The organism is Spirillospora sp. CA-108201 (assembly GCF_050936235.1).
GTDB lineage: Bacteria > Actinomycetota > Actinomycetes > Streptosporangiales > Streptosporangiaceae > Spirillospora.
On record NZ_JBNJNE010000001.1, the window covers coordinates 1953147 to 1973430 of the forward strand.

At 72.7% G+C, this 20284-nt stretch carries 17 protein-coding genes; 9 read left to right on the top strand and 8 right to left on the bottom strand.

Annotation, left to right across the window (positions count from 1 at the left end):
- Positions 1–154 precede the first annotated feature (154 nt).
- Positions 155–826, top strand: coding sequence for a DNA alkylation repair protein (locus tag ACQEU6_RS09705; RefSeq protein ID WP_499330792.1), 672 nt, complete (start codon positions 155–157; stop codon positions 824–826).
- A 26-nt stretch (positions 827–852) separates the two neighbouring features.
- Here the strand turns inward: ACQEU6_RS09705 and ACQEU6_RS09710 are convergent, their stop codons facing one another.
- The 3 genes from ACQEU6_RS09710 to ACQEU6_RS09720 are packed head-to-tail and all read right to left on the bottom strand — an operon-like array spanning position 853 to position 3845.
- The gene (locus ACQEU6_RS09710; RefSeq protein WP_499330793.1) at positions 853–1509 is read right to left on the bottom strand and encodes an NHL repeat-containing protein; all 657 of its coding nucleotides are present in this window, start codon (positions 1507–1509) and stop codon (positions 853–855) included.
- Positions 1496–2548 (bottom strand): NAD-dependent epimerase/dehydratase family protein, encoded by a 1053-nt coding sequence (locus tag ACQEU6_RS09715; RefSeq protein ID WP_499330794.1) that lies wholly within the window; start codon positions 2546–2548, stop codon positions 1496–1498. The genes ACQEU6_RS09710 and ACQEU6_RS09715 overlap by 14 nt, the downstream gene beginning before the upstream one ends.
- Before the next feature lie 55 nt (positions 2549–2603).
- Complete coding sequence (locus ACQEU6_RS09720; RefSeq protein WP_499330795.1) at positions 2604–3845, bottom strand: macrolide family glycosyltransferase; 1242 nt, start codon at positions 3843–3845, stop codon at positions 2604–2606.
- Positions 3846–4095: 250 nt separating this feature from the next.
- On the opposite strand from ACQEU6_RS09720, the gene ACQEU6_RS09725 reads away from it, so the two are divergent.
- Both ACQEU6_RS09725 and ACQEU6_RS09730 read left to right on the top strand, forming a co-directional pair.
- Complete coding sequence (locus ACQEU6_RS09725; RefSeq protein ID WP_499330797.1) at positions 4096–5157, top strand: ATP-binding cassette domain-containing protein; 1062 nt, start codon at positions 4096–4098, stop codon at positions 5155–5157.
- Positions 5158–5170: 13 nt separating this feature from the next.
- Positions 5171–5998, top strand: a complete 828-nt coding sequence (locus ACQEU6_RS09730) for an ABC transporter permease (protein WP_499330799.1) — start codon at positions 5171–5173, stop codon at positions 5996–5998.
- A gap of 6 nt (positions 5999–6004) precedes the next feature.
- Here the strand turns inward: ACQEU6_RS09730 and ACQEU6_RS09735 are convergent, their stop codons facing one another.
- Positions 6005–7432: an NDP-hexose 2,3-dehydratase family protein gene (locus ACQEU6_RS09735; protein WP_499330801.1), complete on the bottom strand. Its 1428-nt coding sequence runs from the start codon at positions 7430–7432 to the stop codon at positions 6005–6007.
- Between the two features lie 102 nt (positions 7433–7534).
- Between ACQEU6_RS09735 and ACQEU6_RS09740 the strand changes: the two genes are divergently transcribed.
- Positions 7535–8272 carry a class I SAM-dependent DNA methyltransferase gene (locus tag ACQEU6_RS09740; RefSeq protein WP_499330804.1) on the top strand — a complete coding sequence of 246 codons (738 nt, stop codon included), beginning with the start codon at positions 7535–7537 and terminating at the stop codon, positions 8270–8272.
- A 21-nt stretch (positions 8273–8293) separates the two neighbouring features.
- On the opposite strand, the gene ACQEU6_RS09745 is transcribed toward ACQEU6_RS09740, so the two are convergent.
- Positions 8294–9067: a class I SAM-dependent methyltransferase gene (locus tag ACQEU6_RS09745; protein ID WP_499330806.1), complete on the bottom strand. Its 774-nt coding sequence runs from the start codon at positions 9065–9067 to the stop codon at positions 8294–8296.
- A 41-nt stretch (positions 9068–9108) separates the two neighbouring features.
- The gene (locus tag ACQEU6_RS09750; protein WP_499330808.1) at positions 9109–10110 is read right to left on the bottom strand and encodes an aldo/keto reductase; all 1002 of its coding nucleotides are present in this window, start codon (positions 10108–10110) and stop codon (positions 9109–9111) included.
- Positions 10111–10604: 494 nt separating this feature from the next.
- Here ACQEU6_RS09750 and ACQEU6_RS09755 point away from each other — a divergent pair, with 494 nt between their 5' ends.
- Positions 10605–11945 (top strand): acyltransferase family protein, encoded by a 1341-nt coding sequence (locus tag ACQEU6_RS09755; protein ID WP_499330809.1) that lies wholly within the window; start codon positions 10605–10607, stop codon positions 11943–11945.
- 90 nt (positions 11946–12035) lie between these two features.
- On the top strand, positions 12036–13049 hold the full coding sequence (rfbB, locus tag ACQEU6_RS09760) for a dTDP-glucose 4,6-dehydratase (protein ID WP_499330811.1): 1014 nt from the start codon (positions 12036–12038) through the stop codon (positions 13047–13049).
- Here rfbB and ACQEU6_RS09765 read toward each other — a convergent pair.
- Both ACQEU6_RS09765 and ACQEU6_RS09770 read right to left on the bottom strand, forming a co-directional pair.
- A complete protein-coding gene (locus ACQEU6_RS09765) occupies positions 13033–14388 on the bottom strand; it encodes a metallopeptidase TldD-related protein (RefSeq protein WP_499330813.1) in 1356 nt (451 codons plus the stop codon). The genes rfbB and ACQEU6_RS09765 overlap by 17 nt on opposite strands.
- Before the next feature lie 132 nt (positions 14389–14520).
- Positions 14521–16029 carry a TldD/PmbA family protein gene (locus ACQEU6_RS09770; protein ID WP_499330815.1) on the bottom strand — a complete coding sequence of 503 codons (1509 nt, stop codon included), beginning with the start codon at positions 16027–16029 and terminating at the stop codon, positions 14521–14523.
- A gap of 228 nt (positions 16030–16257) precedes the next feature.
- On the opposite strand from ACQEU6_RS09770, the gene ACQEU6_RS09775 reads away from it, so the two are divergent.
- From ACQEU6_RS09775 to ACQEU6_RS09785, 3 genes are all read left to right on the top strand, one after another.
- The gene (locus ACQEU6_RS09775; RefSeq protein ID WP_499330817.1) at positions 16258–17847 is read left to right on the top strand and encodes a CoA-transferase; all 1590 of its coding nucleotides are present in this window, start codon (positions 16258–16260) and stop codon (positions 17845–17847) included.
- A gap of 19 nt (positions 17848–17866) precedes the next feature.
- Positions 17867–18952: a methyltransferase gene (locus tag ACQEU6_RS09780; protein WP_499330819.1), complete on the top strand. Its 1086-nt coding sequence runs from the start codon at positions 17867–17869 to the stop codon at positions 18950–18952.
- An 85-nt stretch (positions 18953–19037) separates the two neighbouring features.
- Complete coding sequence (locus ACQEU6_RS09785; protein WP_499330820.1) at positions 19038–20261, top strand: cytochrome P450; 1224 nt, start codon at positions 19038–19040, stop codon at positions 20259–20261.
- The last annotated feature ends 23 nt before the right edge of the window (positions 20262–20284 follow it).

Consider the following 20284-nt stretch of genomic DNA (forward strand, 5'->3'; position numbering starts at 1 on the left):
TAGCAACTCGTTCACCTATTCAAGGCGAAAGCCCTCTCGACGGAGACCGGGAGAGTTGAATGGAAACGCCGTGCATGTTAAGCTCGTTATTGCGATAATTGTCAACTAAGCCGATATTCTCAGACGCTTGTGACCGGGAAGACAGGAGGCTGAGATGACCGGGACCGCGGTGGCCGAGGTGATGGCCGAACTGGCCGACCTGGAGGATCCCAAGGCGCGCGAGGTGAACGAGAAGCGCGGCGACGACCACGCCGTGAACCTCGGCAAGCTGCGCGCGCTCGCGAAGCGGCTGAAGACGCAGCAGGACCTCGCCCGAGAACTCTGGAAGACCGGCGACAGCTCGGCGAGGCTGCTGGCGACCCTGGTCTGCCGCCCGAAGGAGTTCGAACGCGACGAGCTGGACTCCATGCTGCGCGGGGCGCGCACCCCCAAGGTGCACGACTGGCTCGTGAACTACGTGGTGAAGAAGAGCCCGCACTCCGAGGAACTGCGGCTGGCGTGGCTCGACGACGCGGACCCGGTGATCGCGAGCGCCGGCTGGGCGCTGACCACGGAGCGCGTGATGCGCAAGCCCGACGGCCTCGACCTCGACAAGCTGCTCGACGTCATCGAGGCGGAGATGAAGGGCGCCCCCGACCGCCTGCAGTGGGCGATGAACGACTGCCTGGGCAACATCGGGATCAAGCACGAGAGGTACCGCGCCCGCGCCCTCGGGATCGGCGAGCGCCTGGAGGTCCTCAAGGACTACCCCACTCCCCCGAACTGCACGTCTCCGTTCGTGCCCATCTGGATCAACGAGGTGGTGGGCAGGAAGAAGGCGAAGTAGGGAGCCCGCGCGCACCGGACGCCCGCTCAGGCGGAGAGGACCGCCGACAGCTCCAGCGGGCGGATGGCCCGCGCGGGGAAGTCGCAGTACCAGAGGCGGCGGCCGTCCCATGTCAGCCCGGTCGGGCGGCCCGGAACGGGCAGGGCCCCCAGATGCTCCCCGGTCTTCGGATCCATGGCGCGCAGCACGGCGTCGTCGAAGTCGCCGTAGACGACGACGCCGTCGGCGTAGGTGAGCCCGGAGGGCGACTCCCCCGCCACCGGGAACTCCCGCAGAACGGTCATGGTGTCGTAGTCCCTGACCTGCACCACGGTCGGACCGCGCAGGCACATGTAGAGGCCCTCCGCCCCGAGCTCGACGCCGGTCAGCCTGCCGCTCGCGGGGAGCACCTCCTTCTCCCCGGTGATCCGGCCGTCGGCGGGGTCGATCAGGACGATCCGCTTCGGGCGGCCGCCGACCTGGCACAGCCGGGCGCCGTCCCAGGCCAGGTCCGCCCGCACCCTGTCGCAGGCGAACGCCCTGGTCACCCCGCCGGTCGCCGGATCGATCGCGAAGATCTTCTCCGCGTCCTGGTCCGAATGCCAGAGGCTGGTCCCGTCCCAGGTCAGCCCGCACATGTAGGCGGCGGGGGCGGGCAGCGCGCCGGTCCCCGCGGCCGCGGCCGCCGTCTCACCCGATGTCATGTCCCCTCGCTTTCCGGCCGTCCGCGGCCGTCGTGACGCCTGTGGGCACCAGCGACCGCTGGGCCGCGTCCGCGACGGCGTCCAGCCACCACGGGCTCTCCCTGGCCCACGCGATCGTCCTGACGAGGCCGGCTCGCAGCGGGGTGCGGCTGCGCCAGCCGAGCAGTTCCCTGATCCTCCTGACATCCGGGACGCGCCGGGGGATGTCCTCGTAGGCGCTGCCCAGCGCCGAGTCCGTGCTCACGCGGATCGGGGCGAACTCCGCTCCGGCCAGCCGGACCGCCAGCCGGACCGCGTCGGCCACGGAGGTCTCCCGGTCGCTGCCGACGTTGAAGCACCGGCCGTCGGCGATCTCGCTGGCGCCGACGCGCAGCGTGGCGTCCACCGCGTCACCGACGAAGGTGAAGCAGCGCGTCTGGGCGCCGTCGTCGTACAGCAGCGGGGGCAGCCCGCGCAGCACCCGGTGCACGGTCTTGCTGATCACGTACGCGGGGCGCTGCCGCGGCCCGTAGACGTTGAAGTACCGCACGACCGAGGCGCGCAGGCCCCGGTGGCGGGCGTAGGCGACGACCATGTGCTCGGCGACGGCCTTGCTCGCGGAGTAGGACCACCGGTCGGCGGCGACGCTGCCCAGCACCCGGTCCGCGTCCTCCGACCAGGGGACGTCGGGGTTCTTGCCGTAGATCTCGCTGGTGCTGGAGACCACGACCTTCACCCCGGCCGCGGACGCCGCGCGCAGCACGTTGCGGGTGCCGGAGACCGCGACGTCGATCACTTCGAGCGGGTCGTCGAGGTACTGGTCGACCCCGACCAGCGCGCTGAGGTGGTAGACGGTGTGCACGTCCGGGCCTAGGGCGCCGGCGAGCGCCCGCTCGTCGCGGATGTCGGCCCTGACGTGGCGGACGGCGGCCCCGCCGGCGTCCAGGTCGGGCGGCATCGCGGCGGGGTCGTAGACGATGACGTCCTCACCCTGGCGCGCGAGGCGCTCGACGAGGTGACTGCCGATGAAGCCACAGCCGCCGGTGACCACGACCGCCATCGATCATCCGCCCTTCCCCGCTACGGTTGCCATGAACGAGGCGACCATCGCCCGGTCAGCGGACGGCGCCGAACGCGCCGCCCTCCGACCGGGTCCCGGCACGCCGCGCGTACGAGTCGATCGCGTCCGCGGCCCGGACGGCGCCGCCGGCCTCGCGGGCCTCCGCCCGCATCCGCGCGATCCGGTCGCGGACGGCGCCGTCGGCGACCAGCGCATCCACCGCCGAGACGAGGCTCGCGCCGTCGACCTGCTCGGGCCGCAGCACATGGCCCAGGCCGAGTTCGGCCGACCGCTCGGCGAACGGCCTGGCCTCGACCGCGTACTCGGTGAAGAAGAGCATCGGGCAGCCCCAGTGGACGGCCTCCATGGTGGCGCCGAGCGTGCCCTGCAGGATGAAGGCCTTCGCGTGGCGCAGGACCTCCATGAACGAGATGTACTGGTGGGCCTCGACGTTGGGCGGCAGCGGCTCCAGCGCTTTCGGGTCGGTGCCGTTCCCGGTCGCTATGACGACATGCCACGGCGTGCCCGCGAATGCCTGCGCGCAGCTGCGGAAGAATTCGGGATGCCCGTTGAAGGTCGAGCCCAGGGAAATGAGGAGCACATTGCCGTCCTCGCTGGGCGGGCGCCATCCCGGCTGGAGCCGCCCTTGCGAGAAGCTCGGCCCGACGAAGACGAAACGGTCGTCGAAGGTGTCGTTCTTCACCTGGAATGACCGCGGCAGGAAGATGACGTTCAGATCCTCGATCGCGTTCCAGAACTCCGTCGGGGAACGGTCGACGCGGTACGCGGGGAGAAGCTCGGACATCATCCGCTGGAACGTCTCGGTCTCGACTATCGGCCGGTGCCCGTGCACCGCGCTGAGCGCCTCCCACACCGAGTAGTGCTCGTTCGAGGCGAAGCCTCCGTTGATGCACACGGCCGGCCGCCCCCACCTCGCGGCCAGCAGCCGCCCGGCGATCATGGGGAAGATGTCGTAGACGACCAGGTCCGGCGGGTTCTCGTCCAGAGCGCTCTCCGCCGCCCTGAGCATCGCGAGGTTCTCGTTGACGAACGCGCTCACCGTCAGCGCCTCGGCGTCCTCCTGCTCGACGATCTCCGGCAGGTCGACGCCGTCCTCGAAGATCGAGCGGTGGCGGATCTGCCGGGCCCCGACCTCCGCGAGGTCGTCGACGTAGTCGCCGGAAGTCACGAAGCTGATCTCGTATCCCCGGGCGGACAGTTCGTCGAGGACGCCGAACGTCGGGCGGATGTGACCCGTCCCGCCGGTGACGGCGAAAAGAATGTGGCGTGGTCGCATCACGATTCCCCGAATCGAGCGAGATGAGCCATGAAAACGGACACTACTATGGTTTTTTCAAGTTAGCAAGAGTGATCACCGTCCACACCCGCCGCCTCCGGCATGTGCCGGAACCGCCTCGATCCGGAGAACCCCGCGGCCTCGACGACCCGGCGGGGACGCCCGCCGACACGCCTTCTTAGACGTTGACTTATATAAGCTGCTACTTTAGGATGAGCTTGATCTTCTGATGGCGACGGGAGGCACAACCGTGGGATCGAATTCGACCCTCGCTGTCGAGACGTCCGGGCTGGTGAGGACCTTCGGCGAGACCCGGGCGGTGGACGGCGTCGACCTGGCCGTCCCCGCCGGAATCGTCCACAGCCTGCTCGGGCCGAACGGCGCCGGCAAGACCACGTTCCTCCGGATCCTGACGACACTGCTGCGCCCGACCGAGGGCACGGCCAGGGTCCTCGGTCACGACGTGGTGCGGGAGGCCGACGCGGTGCGCTCCCGCGTGAGCGTCACGGGGCAGTCCACCTCGATCGACGAGGACCTCACCGGCAGGGAGAACCTCGCGATGGTGGGGCGGCTGCTCGGTCACCGGGGGGCGGCCGCGAAGGGGCGGGCCGACGAACTGGTGGACGCCTTCGACCTGAGTGAGGTGGCGGACCGGCCGGTGAAGACGTGCTCCGGCGGCGAGCGGCGCCGGATCGACATCGCCGCCAGCATCATCGTCACCCCGGACCTGCTCTTCCTGGACGAGCCGACCACCGGCCTCGACCCGCGGGCCCGCAACCAGGTGTGGGACATCATCCGCGCCCTGGTCGCCGGGGGCACGACCGTGCTGCTCACGACGCAGTACCTCGACGAGGCCGACCGGCTCTCCGACCGGGTCGCGGTCCTGGACCGCGGCAAGGTCATAGCGGAGGACTCGCCCGGGAGGCTGAAGTCCCAGATCGGCACCGGCGCGCTGAAGCTGCGCCTCCAGGATCCCGGGCAGCGCGCCCAGGCGGAGGAGATGCTCTCCCGCGATCTGACCGTGGAGCCCGGCGCGGACTCCGATCCCCACCGGCTGTCGGTGCGGGTCTCCGACACCCAGCAGGCGGCGCGGGCGGTCACCGCGCTGGCCGACGCCGGGATCGCCCTCGACGACTTCTCGATGGCCCAGTCGAGCCTGGACGACGTCTTCCTCGCCCTGACCGGCCGTCCGGTCGCGGACGACGCGGAGGCGGAGACGGCCGGGACCGAGGCCGGGACCAAGAGCGAGACCAAGGCCGAGGCCGAGACCGAGGTCGAGGTCGAGGCCGTCGACACGCAGACGGCGCAGTGAGGAGGCGGACGAGATGACGACGTCCCAGCCCGTGACGCGTCCCCGGGGGCCGCTGGCGCAGCCCGGGGAGCGCCCGCCGAGGGCGGGCGCCCTGTCGGCGTCGATGACGTTCGGGTGGCGCGCGCTGCTGAAGATCAAGCACTCGCCGAACCAGCTGGTGGACGCCCTCATGCTCCCGGTCATCTTCACGCTCTCGTTCACCTACCTGGTGGGCGGCGCGATCTCCGGGACGCCCGGCCGCTACCTGCAGTTCTTCCTGCCCGGTGTCATGGTCATGGCGGTGGCCCTGACGACGGCCTACACCGGCATCGTGCTGAACCAGGACGTCGACCAGGGGGTGTTCGACCGGGTGCGGTCGTTGCCGGTGTGGCAGTCGTCGGTGCTGGTCGGGGCGATGCTGGGGGACGTGGTCCGGTACGCGGTGGCGTCGGTGGTGCCGTTGCTGCTGGGGCTGGCGCTGGGGTTCCGGCCGGGCGGCGGCGTGGCCGGCGTGGTGCTGGCGCTGCTGTTCCTCCAGGTGTTCGCCTTCAGCCTCGCCTGGCTCGGGACCTTCGTCGGGGTCAGCGTCCGGACGCCGACCGCGGCGCAGACGCTGAGCTGGACGCTCCTGTTCGTGCTCGTCGTCGCCAGCAACGTCATGGTGCCGCAGCAGACGATGCCGGGCTGGCTGGAGGCGATGATCAAGGTCAATCCGATCAGCGTCGTGACGACCGCCATGCGCGGGCTGATGGCCGGCACCGCGACCGCGGGCCAGATGGGCTGGGCCTTCCTGGCCTGCGCGGTCCTCGTCGTGGTCTTCGCTCCGCTGACCGTCCACCGGTACGGCCGCACCCGTCACTGAGCTCGCTCACAGTGCGTGCAGGCAGAGCAGGAGGCTCCGGGCCTCGATGTTGACCTGGTAGCTCTGGCGGGTCAGCGCCATCGCCTGGGGCACGGTGAGCCAGCAGAAGTCCGGCGGCGTCCGCATGGGGAAGCCGCCGCCGACCTCGACCACGAGGTGGCGGGTCAGGGCCTGCTGGAACCGGCCGCCCTCCTCCGACTGCACCACGTCGTACCGCACCTGGACCGCCCGGGAGAGGACGAGGTCGAGGTACCGGGGGCGCAGGTCGCCCGCCGCCCCCTCGTAGTTCTCGGGAGTGCACTGCACGGTGGGGCCGAGCTCCACGGTGTCGCGGCATCCCGGACGCAGGTCGGCGCGGGCCAGGATGTGCCGGATCCCGTTGATGCGGCGGACGACGAGGGCGGCCAGCCCGACGCCGCTGGGCGCGAGCAGCGGCTGGCACCAGTCGGACACCTCCCGGTTGCCGGCGTGGACCTCCACCCCGACCACGCTGAAGTACCTGCCGTCGGGACGGCTGATCGCCTCGGCGCCCCGCTCCCATCCGTCCACGGAGTCGAGGGGGACGGCGCGCGTCGCGAGCGTGTACGCGGACTTGCGCTCGGTGAGCCAGCTCCTCACCTGCACCTGGGACAGGAACGCGTTGTCGCTGGAGGCGTTCGGCGTCTCTCCGGAGGCGGCCAGCCCATGGCCCGGCCGCGCGCCCATGGCCGGGGCCGAGGACAGCAGGCAGGCCAGGACGGTCCTGGAGTCCATGTTCACGACGTTGGGGTGGTGCAGGAGGTCGAGGATCTGGCCGAGCGTCAGCCAGGCGAAGTCGTCGTGCGGCTCCACCTCGCCGGTGACCTCCATGACCACGTTCCGGTTGCGCTTGGCGCTGAACCACGCCCCCTGCTCGGACTGCAGGACGTCGACCAGCACCCGGGCCCGCCCGGGTTCGGTGAAGTACTCGACGAACCGGGACCGGGCGCCGCGGTGCGTCCGCAGGTAGTTGCTCGACGTGGACTGGACGGTCGGCGACAGCTGGACCGTGTTCACGTTGCCGGGCTCGATCTTGGCCTGCATCAGGAAGTGCAGGACGCCGTCGATCTCCTTGGCGAGGATGCCCACGATCGCGACGTCCTGCTGGTAGATGATCGGCTGGCGCCATTCGGGGACGGCGCCGTAGTCGGTGCGGGCGTGGACGCCGCCCACGGTGAAGTAGCGGCCGCTCTCGTGGACGAGGTCGCCCGACTCCGGGGCGAACGACCATCCGGCCATGCGCTCGAACGGGATGCGCGTCACCTGGACCGGGACGCGGCGGCGGCGTTCGGCCAGCCATTCGACGATGTCCGCGGCCGGGCGGGGCCGGTGCTCGGCCGACGCGGCGAGCCGCCGGTCCAGCTCGGACTCCCCGCCCGGCGCCCTCACCCGAGAGCCCGCGTTCGCACCCGCCATGCCCGCCTCCGTCCACGGCCGCCGAAGCTGGCCGCCGTCCGCGCTCGGCTGTACCATTTACTTAAGTTACATATAGCATCTTGCGGTGAGAAGGGAGACCCCGTGTCCACCTCGGAGCGCGACGCCGCCTTCGGCCCGGAGCACGCCGAGGTGTACGAGCTGACGTACCGCCACCGCGGCAAGGACTGGGGCGAGGAGGCGGCGGAGGTCACGCGGCGCATCCGGGCGCACCGTCCCCGCGCGCGGTCCCTCCTGGACGTCGCCTGCGGCACGGGGGCCCACCTGGAGGCGTTCCGGTCGGGCTTCGACCATGTCGAGGGGCTGGAGATCTCGGGCGCGATGCGGGAGCGGGCCGTGCGGCGGCTGCCGGGGGTGGCCGTCCACGACGGCGACATGCGGGACTTCGACCTCGGCCGCGCCTTCGACGCGGTGACGTGCCTCTACACCGCGATCGCCTATCTGCCGACCGTCGCCGCCATGCGCGCGGCGGTCGGAGCGATGGCCGGCCACCTCGTCCCCGGAGGGGTGCTCGTCATCGAGCCCTGGTGGCCGCCGGAGAGGTTCATCGAGGGTTTCGTCGGAGCCGACCTGGCGCGGGAGGGCGACACGGTCGTCGCGCGGGTCTCCCACTCGACCCGGCGGGACCGGGCCGCGCACATGGACGTGCGCTGGACGGTGGGCCGTCCGACGGGCATCCGCGAGTTCCGCACCCTGGAGGCCTTCACCATGTTCACCGCGGAGGAGTTCCTGGCGGCGTTCGAGGACTCCGGATGCGACGTCGAGCACGAGGAGCCGGGTCTGAACGGCTACGGCCTGTTCGTCGGGGTCCGCCGCGGGTGAGCCGGAGCGGCCGCCGGGGCACTACTCGCCCCAGCGCAGGTACGTGACCGGGGGCTCCCGCCCGGGGAGGGTGCGCAGCCTCACCCCGTCGAGGCCGACGGCCTCGCGCAGCGCGGCCGTCTCCCCGGGCCACTTGGAGTAGGCGATCTCGTCGAAGGCGAGCACGCTGCCCTTGGTCAGATAGGGCCGGATCGCTTCCAGCGCGGCGCGCGTCGGCGCGTGGAGGTCGAGGTCGAAGTAGGCCAGCGCGATGACGGTCTCCGGGTTGTCGGCGAGATAGCGCGGCAGGGTCTCGCGGACGTCGCCCTGCACCACCGCGGTCCGCCGGACGTGCGCGAAGGGCTCCCCGGACTCGTGCGCGTCGAGCACCTCGCGCAGGTGGTCGGGGTACCCCTCGCTCACGGCGAACCGGCCGGCCACCGCGTTCGGCCCGGCCCGGTCGACGTCGGCGACGTCGGGGAAGCCGGTGAAGGTGTCGAAGCCGATGACCCGCCGCACCGAGGTGTAGGGCTCGTAGCACCCGCGGAGCGCGGTCAGCGTGGCCAGGTGCCGCCCGTGGAGCACCCCGAACTCCATGATCACGCCGGGGACGTCGAGGATCATCCGGTACAGGGCGTCCATGCACAGCAGGTCGGTCAGCTGGTGGCGCCGCAGGTAGAGGGCCAGGTTGTCGATCAGGTACTCGGGCGGGATCGGGGTGTCGCGCAGCAGCCGGGCGAGCCGCTCGCGCACGTCGCGCTCCTGGTCCGACTCGCGCGCCAGCGAGCGCGGGTCCCGGTGGTTCGTCGAGGTCACCTGTCTCGTCCTCCCTGCGGCGGAGATCGCGTAAGACGGGGTCAGCTCATCCATGCGGCGGGGGCCGGTCCGCCCCGGCCGACGGGCGGGAAGAGGGCGTCCAGCCTGACGAGCTCCTCCTCGGTCAGAGGCTTGTCCAGCGCCCTGACCGCGCCGTCGACGTGCCCGGGGGTGCGCGGGCCGATGAGCACTCCGGTCACTCCCGGCCTGGACAGCGTCCAGGCGAGGCCGACCTCCGCGGGGTCCCGCCCGATGTCCGCGCAGAACCGCTCGTATTCGGCGATGGCCGCCTCGTGCTCTCTCAGCGCGTCGACCGCGCGCCCCTGCGCGGACTTGACCGCGGTTCCCTCCGCCTTCTTGCGCAGCACGCCGCCGAGCAGGCCGCCGTGCAGGGGCGACCAGACCAGCACCCCGACCCCGAGGGCCGTCGCCGCGGGAATCACCTCCAGCTCCGCGTGCCGGGTGACGAGGTTGTAGACGCACTGCTCCGAGGCGAGCCCGGGGACGCGGCGGCGGGCGGCGGTCTCCTGGGCCAGGGCGATGTCCCAGCCGGCGAAGTTGGACGAGCCGACATGGCGGACCTTGCCCTGGCGGACCAGCAGCTCCATGGCCAGCCAGATCTCGTCCCAGGAGACCGACCGGTCCACCTGGTGCATCTGGTACAGGTCGATCCGGTCGGTGCCCAGCCGGCGCAGCGAGGCCTCGCACGCCGCGACGATGCGCCGCGCCGACAGGCCGCGGTCGCCCGGGTCGTCGCTCGTCGGGCTCCCGACCTTGGTGGCCAGGACGACCTCGTCCCGGCGGCCGGGACGGGCCGCGAGCCAGCTCCCGATCACCTCTTCGGTGTGGCCCTTGTAGACGCGCCAGCCGTAGATGTCCGCGGTGTCCACGAGATCGACGCCGTTCGCCAGCGCGTGGTCCAGGAGGCGGTGCGCGTCCGCCCCGTCGACGCGGCCGCCGAAGTTCACGGTGCCGAGGCCGAGGCGGCCGATCTCCAGATCGGTGGAACCCAGCGACGCGCGGCACTCTCCGGGATCGGGCATCGACCGCCTCCTCAGCTTCTCGATCGACTTTCACGATACTAGTTATTCAAGTCAGATTCCCCTATGTCCCCTACTATCGCGTCCTGCGACGCCGATGCTATCGTTTTATCAAGTGTAGGACCTTTGGCGGGTAAAGGTGGTCCACATGGCCCCGAGGGCGGTGCCGCATCGGTGCGGGACGGCGATCCGGTCCACGGCGGACGGCCCGCCGACCGTGTCCGGCGACAGATCCTCGGCGACCCCGCCGAGGACATCGGGGGGTGGGGATCGTCAATGACTCCGACGGCATCCCACGCGTGAACACAGCACGGTGACGGGGAGCGCGCGGCCTCTCCGGCGGCGCCGGCCTGCCGGCCGTCCCCGCCCGCCGTCGTCGGCACGCGGCCGGCATCTGCCGGGGTGAGGCCGCGGCCGACCTCGACGGACCGTCTGAACCGATCCGCTCTTCGCCTCGACCCCTCGATCCAGGGTCGCGCGAGATGGGAGAAACGCCCATGGTAACGAAGGCATCCGGCGGGGATGCTGTGGGAGCCGCCGCCGCCCCCGATCCAGCATCGGACCGGCCTCGGAAGTTCATCCCGGAACTCGAGGGACTGCGCGGCGCCGTCGTGCTGCTCGTCGTCCTCGGCCACACCGGAGTGGCGACCAGCGTGCAGGGCTGGAGCTACATGCACTCGACGGGCAACGGCATCTGGGCCATCATGCTGAACCGGGTGGCGGTCGCCTTCCCGATCTGGTTCGTGATGACCGGCTACCTGCTGTACCGCGCGTTCGCGCTGTACACGCTCACCGGCGAGCGGAAGCCGAACGTCAGGCGCTACTTCTGGCGCCGGGCGCTGAGGATCCTGCCCGCCTACTGGGTACTGACGATCACCGCTCTCCTGGTGCTCAACCGGGACAGCATCCACGGGGCCTGGGAAGTCATCCGCCCGCTGCTCCTCCTGCAGATCTGGGAGCACGGCGCCATCCCCATGGGGATGATGCACACCTGGAGCAACGCCAACGACTTCCTGTTCTACCTGGCCATGCCGGTGTTCGCATGGCTCCTGCACCGCTACGCGCGGCGCGCCGAGACCCACGAGGCCCGGATACGGCGACTGCTCGTGCCGCTGGCCGTCCCGGTGTTCGTCGGCTTCGGCTTCTTCACCTGGCTCCACTTCCCGCAGTTCAGGGACGACCCGATGAAGCTGTGGCCGACGCAGTACTTCTGGCCGATGAGCTACATGGGCTGGCTCTCCGTCGGCATGATGCTGGCCGTGCTCTCCGCCGCCGCGGAGACGCGCCCCGACGCGGTGCCGCGGCTGTACCGCCTGATCGGCCGGCATCCGGGCAAGCTCTGGCTCGGGGCACTCCTGATCTTCGTCCTGGCCTGCCTCTCCCCGCTCGCCGACTACCGCCTGGTGGACTACGTCCCGGCGCCGGCGGCGGCGGCCGACTACTGGCTCTTCCTCGCGTTCTCCGTGGCGGTCTTCGCGCCGCTGACCGTGCCGGGCGTCCGCTTCAAGGTGGCGGGCGCGATGCTGGACAACTCGCTGCTGCGGTTCTTCGGCCGCATCTCCTACAGCGTCTACCTCTGGCACATCTTCGTGTACGCCAAGTTCGTCGGTCCGCTCTTCGCACCCGAGATCGGCGGCTACTGGGAAGTCCTGGGCGTCGAACTGGCGCTGTGCGTGATGGTCGGCTACGCGAGCTACATCGTCGTGGAGAAGCCGTTCCACATGCTCCGGCCGCGCCTGGGCAAGGCGCCGGTCGAGTTGAGCGTCGCCGTCAGCACGCCCGCCGAGGCGCCCGCCAGGGCGGACGCGGTGGGCGCCCCCCGGGACGCGCAGGCCTGACCAACGCCCGCGGCGGGCGAGACGATGCCCCGGCACGTCTCGCCCGCCGCGGGCGTGGAGACCACCAGGGAACGCCGAGGAGGCGGGGCGATGAGACTCCTGGTCACCGGGGGCGCCGGTTTCATCGGCTCGGAGTTCGTCCGGGCGACGCTGCGCGGCGAGCTGCCGGGCACGGCGGGGGCGCACGTCACCGTGCTGGACGCGCTCACCTACTCGGGGAACCTGCGCAACCTCGCCGCGGTCTCCGGGCATCCCCGCTACCGGTTCGTGCACGGCGACACCTGCGATCCGGACGCGGTCGACGCGGCCGTGGCCGGGCAGGACGCGATCGTCCACCTCGCCGCCGAGTCGCACGTGGACCGCTCGATCGACACCGCCACGCCCTTCGTGCGGACCAACGTGCTGGGCACGCAGAACATGCTGGAGGCGGCCCAGCGGCACGGCGTCGGCAGGTTCGTGCACGTGTCGACCGACGAGGTCTACGGGTCGATCGCGCACGGGTCGTGGGCGGAGGACGCTCCGCTGCTGCCCAACGGGCCCTACGCGTCGGCGAAGGCCGGATCGGACCTGCTGGCGCTCGCCTGGCACCGGACCCGCGGCCTGGAGGTCATGGTCACGCGGTGCACCAACAACTACGGCCACTACCAGTTCCCGGAGAAGGTGATCCCGCTGTTCGTGACCAACCTGCTCGACGGCCGGCGGGTGCCGCTCTACGGCGACGGCCGCCACCGGCGGGGCTGGCTGCACGTGTCGGACCACTGCCGCGCGCTCGACCTCGTGCTGCGGTCCGGCCGTCCGGGCGAGGTGTACCACGTCGGCGGCGGGACGGAGCTGTCCAACGAGGACCTGACGTCCCTGCTGCTGGAGGCGTGCGGCGCCGGCTGGGAGATGGTCGACCACGTCCCCGACCGCCAGGGGCACGACCGCCGGTACGCCCTCGACACCACCAAGATCGAGGAACGGCTCGGCTTCGTCCCGCGCGTGCGCTTCGAGGACGGGCTGGAGGCGACCGTCGAGTGGTACCGCGCGAACCGCGCCTGGTGGGAGCCGCTGAAGGCCGGCCTCCGGGCGGGGCCGGGGCCGATGCTCAGATCGCCTCGCTGACCGCCGACATCGTGTAGCCGTCCACCCGGAGCGCGGGCATGGCCGTCCTGGGCGTGGAGTCGTCCCGCTCCCTGGGCAGGGCCGGTTCGGTGCGGCCGATCTCCGTCACCCGGCCCAGCAGGTCCACCGGGCTCTCGTTGAAGCGGAAGTTGTTCGCCTCCCCCACCACCTCGCCGTCCTCCACCAGGTAGACGCCGTCGCGGGTGAGCCCGGTGAGCAGCAGCGCGCGGGGGTCGACGTCGCGGACGTACCACAGCGAGGTGACCAGGAGCCCGCGCCTCGTGGCCGCGACCATCTCGGCCAGCGACCGGCCCTCGCCCCGGCCCTCCAGAACCAGGTTGCCGACCTGCGGCGTGACCGGCCGCCCGGTGAGCTCGGCGGAGTGGCGGGTCTGGACCAGGCCGGTGAGGACGCCGTCGCGTATCCAGTCCGTCGGCGAGAGCGGCAACCCGTTGTCGAACACCGAAACGGTGTCCGCGAACACCTGCGCGACGTCCGCGGAGCCCCGGGCGGCGACGAACGGCGCGCACCGCAGGCCCGGCTCGTGCGGATCGCTCCGCAGCGTGAGCGGTGCGCCGGTCAGGCGCTCGCCGAGCCGGGTCCCGCCGTCCGGGCCGCGGAACGGGGTGCGCCCGCCCGCGGCGTCCTTCGCGCCCGCCGCGCGGTACAGCCGCAGCATGAGGTCGGCGACGCACGACGGGGACAGCAGCACCTCGTACCGCCCGGCGGGGAGCTCGACACGCCTGCGCGCCCAGTCGAGGCGCTCGCTCAGCCCCGCGTACACGGCGAGCGGATCGGCATCGCCGAGGTCGGCCGCCCCGGTGCCGCTCCAGGTCGAGGCGGCGCCGTCCTCGGACCTGGCGGTCAGGTCCAGGACGCCCGCGGCCTGGACGTGGCGCAGCCGCAGGCCGGTGGAGGAGGCCAGCCAGACCGTGTGCTGCCGCTGCTCCGCGTAGCCGTACAGCAGGCGGCGCTCCGCGCGGGCCCGCTCGAACGTCGCGGCGAGGCCGGCGGCGAACCCGGCGAGGACGCCGCCCGACACCGCGGGCGCCGACTCGGCCCAGTCCGGCGAGGCGGGCGCGGCGCCGCCCGCTAGCAGGGGACGGGCGTCGGCGGCGGGCGTCGCCGTGCGCGCCGCGCGTTCGGCCGCCGCCACGACGGTGCGCACCGCGTCCTCGTTGACCGCGCCGCGGTGCGAGACGACGCCGGCCGCGGTGCCGTGCGCGTCCGTGGTCACGGCGACCACCGTCAGCCTCGTGTCGGCGGTGAGCCCGCTCGACGTCAGAGCGTTGCCCGCCCACCGCGCGTGCGCCGTGGCGGCCTCGTCGACGATCGCCACGTAGGCGTCGGCGTCCTTGCCCGCCCGGGCGGCCAGCTCCGCGAGCCGTGGTGCGCTACCGATCTCCGCTGCCCTCCTCGACCGTGTCCCGCGGACCGCGAGCCGTCCGCCGGCGGGACGCCGTCCGGGAGGTCACGACAGCCCCTCCGAACCGGTGTCGATGACCTGGATCCCCCTGAACACGGCCGCGGGGCAGCCGTGGCTGGCCGCGGCCACCTGCATCGGCTGGCCCTTGCCGCACAGGTCGGCGCCGAAGAGCCGGTAGGTGTCCTCGCCGCCGAGGGCGGTCAGCGCGGACCAGAACTCCGTCGTGGACGCCTGGTAGGCGACCCCGCTCAGCTGGCCGTCCAGCCTGCCGTTGCGGATCCGATGGCACCGCTGGGCGGTCATCTGGAAGTTCTGGCGCCGCATGTCGATGGACCAGCTGTCGGAGCCGACGAGGTAGATCCCATCCTCGACCCCCGCGATGAGGTCGCCGGTGGACGGGCCGCCGGGCGCGGGCCGCAGCCCGACGTTGGGCATCCGCGGCAGCGGCACGTGCGTCGCGGACTCGGCGAACGAGCAGCCGTTGGAGCGGCCGAGGCCCGCCAGGCCCGCCGTGCGACGGTCGTGCTGGAAGCCGGTCAGCACCCCGTCCCGCACCAGGCTCCAGGACTGCGCCGCCACGCCCTCGTCGTCGAAGCCGACCGTCGCGAGGCCGTGCTCGGCGGTGCGGTCCGCGGTGACGTTCATCAGGGGCGAGCCGTACCGGTGCGAGCCGAGCCCGCCCGGGGTGAGGAACGTCGTGCCGGTCGAGGACGCCTCGTGGCCCAGCGCCCGGTCCATCTCCGTGGTGTGCCCGACCGACTCGTGGACGGTCAGCCAGAGGTTCGACGGATCGACGACCAGGTCGTAGCGGCCCGGCCGCACCGGGCGGGCGCGGAGCTTGGCGGCGAGGTGCCCGGGCAGCTCGGCCAGCTCGCGCTCCCAGTCCCAGCCGTCGCCGGAGAGGTACTCCCAGCCCCGGGCGGCCGGGGGCCCGAGGGTGCGCAGCGTCGCCGTCGCGCCGCCGCGCGGGTCCGCTCCCTGGACGAAGAGCAGCGGGTGGACCCGAACCCGCTGCTGGGCGGTCACCGTGCCCGCGAGATCGGCGTAGTACTTGTTCTCCTGCACGAGGGTGAGGAAGGCCAGCACGTGCTCGACCTCCGGCGCGGCGAGCAGCCGCCGGCTCCAGCCGGCCAGGAGCGCGATGCGCTGCTCCTCGGGCACCGCGAACGGATCGACCCGGTACGACGAGATCCACGTCGCGTCGCGGTGGACCGGCTCGCCGACCGGCTCACCGGAGCCGCCGCCGAGGGCCGAGCACGCGCGGGCGACGGCGACCGCCTGCTCGGCGGCGCCGGCGGCGGCGCGCGGCGTCAGCTCGGGCGCGGCGGAGAAGCCGGGGACGCCCCGATGCCACAGGCGCACGGCCAGCCCGGTGTCCGTGGTGTCCTGCCCGCCGCCGAGGACGCCGTCGCGCAGCAGCAGCCGCGCCGTGCGGACGCGGTCGAGGCGGAAGGACGCGTGCTCGGCCCCGAGCTCGGCCGCGCGGCCGAGCGCCGCGCCGGCCAGGGAGTCCAGCGGGAGGGCGGAGAACGAGGCGTCCAGACCACGTCGCACGCTGCCTCGCTTTCCACGCCTCGAACACGTCCTACTAGAAAAACATATTGCCTCGCACTGGAAAAGGGCCGCCGGTGAACGCTGGAAGCTGGAACGGACAGGGAACCCGATCCGTTGATCTGGGTGATAACTATACTTTTTGATAGCATCAACATTTGACACCGTCCGGGCGAGGGAGTCAGGTCCGCGCCGGGACGACCGGGACCGGTGCGACGCCGAGGGGGCGCGATGGACGATGTCGCGGCTGCGGCCGCGGGGGGCAAGGTCTGCGACGCGGCGACCGCGGCGGCCCTCGTCGGGGACGGGCAGGCCGTCGCGAGCACCGGCGTCATCGGCTGGATCACGCCCGACGCCGTGCTGCGCGCCATCGGCGAGCGCTTCGCGCGGTGCGGCGCCCCCCGGGACCTGACCTTCTTCTTCCCCTGCGCCACCGGCGACGCCATGGACATCGCCGGCATGGACGGCGTGGCCCGCGAGGGCCTGATGCGCCGGATCGTCGCCGGTTCCTACATCAATCCGCGGCATCCGCGCACCGGCACCCGCCCGGCGCTCACCGGGCTGATCCAGAACGATCTCGTCGAGGCCTACAGCTGGCCGATCGGCGCCGCCATGCACTGGCTGCGGGAGGTCGCGCGGCGGAGCCCGGGGTACCTCACCCGCGTCGGCCTCGGCACCTTCGCCGACCCGCGGCACGGCGGCGGCCGCCTCACCGGGCGGGCCAAGGACGACCTGGTGGAGGTGGTCGAGCTCCGCGGCGAGGAGCTGCTGCTCTACCCCACCTGGCCGCTGGACGTGGGGATCATCCGGGCCAGCAGCTCCGACTCCGAGGGCAACCTGTCCTTCGAGGACCTGCCCCTCACCTCCGCCGCCCTCGCCCTCGCGCTCGCCGTCAAGGCCGGCGGCGGCACCGTGATCGCGCAGGTGTCGCGGATCGTGCCGCGCGGGTCCCGGCCCGCGCGCGAGGTGCAGGTCCCCGGCGTGCTCGTCGACCGCGTCGTCGTCGCGGCGGGCGAGCTGATCGGGACCGAGGTCCGCAACGATCCCGGCTACCTGCGGCCGGTGCCGCACCCGGTCGGGCGCCTGCCGCGCCTGCGGCCCGGTCCGGGGAAGGTCATCGCGCGCCGCGTCGCGCGGGAGATCCGCCCGGGTGAGACCACGATCCTCGGGTTCGGCGCGGCGTCGAGCGCGATCCTCGCCATGGCGGAGGACGGCGCGTTCCAGGACGACCGGCTGGGCGACTACACCTTCACCACCGAGCACGGCTCCTTCGGCGGCGTCGTCATGGGCGGCTGGCAGTTCTCGGCCAACTACTCCCCCGAGGCGCTGGTCGACGGCGCCTACCAGTTCGACTTCATCGACGGCGGCGGCTGCGCGCTCGCCGCGCTCTCCTTCGCCCAGCTCGACGCCGCCGGCAACGTCAACGTCAGCCGCTTCGCGGGCACGAGCCCGGGCGGCGGCGGATTCGTCGACATCGCGCACAACGCGCGGCGGATCGTCCTCGGCGGCACCCTCACCACCAAGGGCCTCGACGTCTCCTGCGACGGCGGAAGGCTCACCATCCTGCGGGAGGGCGAGATCCAGAAGCTCGTGCCCGAGGTCGACCACATCACCTACGGGGTCCGCGCCGGCCTGGAGCGCGGCCAGCGGGCCCTCGTCGTCACCGAGCGCGCCGTGTTCGAGGTGACCGCCGAAGGGCTCGTGCTGACGGAGGTGGCGCCCGGCGTCGACGTCCGCCGGGACGTCCTCGGGCGGATCGGCTTCCCCGTCCGTCCCGCCGCCGGCATGACCACCATGCCCGCCGACCTGTTCCGTCCGTAGCCGCGCACCGGGGAGATCGATGAACCGCATGGCCAGTCCTGACGAGCCGCACGGCCGCCGGCCCGGGGGCCCCTCGCGACCGCGCCACGACGGGGGGCTCGTGTCGGCGGCGGCGGACGAGGCCGTCCCCGCCCTGTGGGCGATGGCCCAGCTCGCGACGCCGATGGCGGTGCGGGCGGCGGCGACGCTGCGCATCGCCGACCACATCGCGTCCGGGATGCGGACCGTGCCCGAACTCGCGGAGGCCACCGGGACCGACGCCGGCGGGCTCGCCCGCCTGATGCGCTACCTCGCGGTGCGCGGGGTGCTGAGCCGCGACGGCTCCGGCCGGTACGGCCTGACCGCGCTGGGCGAGGCGCTGCGCGACGACCACCCCGGCGGCCTGCGCGCCACCCTCGACGTCGAGGAGGGCGGCCGGGCCGAGCTGTGCTACGTCGAGCTGCTGCACAGCGTGCGCACGGGCGAGCCCGCCTACCCGCGCCGCTTCGGCCGCTCCTTCTGGGACGACCTGGCCGCCGAGCCCCGTCACGAGGCCGCCTTCCGCGCCATGCTGCGTCCGGGCGGCGTCGAGCGGGCCCGCCGGATCGTGTCGGCGTACGACTGGGCGTCCCTCGGCCGCGTGGTGGACGTCGGCGGCGGGGACGGCACGCTCCTGGCCGCGCTGCTCACGGCGCACCCGGGGCTCCGGGCCGTGCTCGTCGAACGGCCCCCCGCCACCGACGCGGCGCGCAAGGCGCTGGCCGCGGCGGGCGTCGCCGACCGCGCCGACGTCGAGACGGGCGACATGTTCGGCCCGCTCCCGGCCGGGGCGGGGGGCTACGTGCTCTCCCTGATCCTCCACAACTGGCCCGACGACCCGGCGCGCGCCGTCCTGGCCCGCTGCGCGGAGGCCGCGGGCAGGGACGGCTCGGTGTTCGTCGTGGAGAACGTCGGCGCGGACGGCACCGGGCCCACCGGGTTGGACCTGCGGATGCTCGCCTACTGCGGAGGGAAGGTGCGGTCGCTGCCGGAGCTGTCCGCGCTCGCCGGGGAGGCCGGGCTCGGCGTCGCCTCCGTCCATCCCGCCGGAGCGGTCTCGATCGTCGAGCTCCGCCCCGGCGGATGACCGCCGCCGGAACGCGGCGGGCCGCGGCGGGCCGAGGAACCCCGCGCAGCGGCGGCACGAGGAATCTCGCGGAAGGGACGAGGCGATGGCCACGGGGACGATGCAGCCGCGCGAGGCGCTCGCGGCACTGGTGGGCGAGGGCCTCCGGGACCCGTACCCCCTGTACGAGGAGATACGGGCGCACGGCGACCTGGTGGACGTCAAACCGGGGGTGATGGCCGCCGTCGGGTACGACGAGTGCGACCGGGTGCTCCGGGATCCGCGGCTGCGCGTCCAGGACGCGGAGAGCTTCGACCTGTTCTACCCGGAATGGCGGGCGCACTCCTCGCTGCGCGCCTACACCGACTCCGCGCTCTACAGCAATCCGCCGGCGCACACCCGCCTGCGGCGGCTGCTGCGGGGGGAGTTCACGCCCCGGCGGGTGGCGGGCTACGAGACGGCGATCGAGCAGATCACCGACCGGCTCCTGGACTCGCTGGCGGAGGCGGGCGCGGGCGGAACGGCGGTCGACTTCATCGCCGAGTTCGCCTCACGGCTCCCGATCGCGGTGATCAGCGGGCTGCTCGGGGTGCCCGAGCGCGACCAGGCGTGGTTCCGCGCCATCGCGGCCGACGTCACGACCGCCCTGGAGGGGATCACGAACGCCTCCCGGCTCGCCCCGGCGGACGCGGCCATGGACGACCTGGCCGTGTACTTCGACGAGCTGATCGGGCGGCGCCGCCGCTGCCCCGAGGCGGACCTCGTCACCTCCCTGGTGCGGGAGCACGACGACGGCGGCGGGCTCGGCCGCGACGAGCTGGTCGGCAACATGATGCTGCTCCTGACGGCCGGGTTCGAGACGACGAACTTCTTCATGGCGCACGCGCTGCTCCTGTCGTTCGAGCACCCCGGCCTCGCCGACCGCCTCCGCGCCGACCCCGGCTTCGCCCCCGCCTACGCCGAGGAGGTGCTGCGGTTCGAGCCGCCGGTGCAGGCGACCAGCCGCTGGGCCGGGACCGACGTGGAGACGCTGGGGACGACGATCCCCGCGGGCACGAAGGTGGTGGCCATCCTGGCCGCCGGCAACCGGGACCCCCGCCGCTACCGCCGGCCCGACCGCTTCGACCCGGACCGCCCCTACACCGCGCCGCTCACCTTCGGCGCCGGAGGCCACTTCTGCCTCGGGGCGCCGCTGTCGCGGCTGGAGGCGCGGATCGCGCTTCCCCGCCTGCTGCGCCGCTTCCCCCGCATCCGGCCCGCCGGAGAGCCCGTCCGCCGCGACTCGTGGGTGGGCCGCGGCATCGACCACTTCCCGATCGCGCTCGACTAGACGCTCTTAAGAAGGCTTCCGTT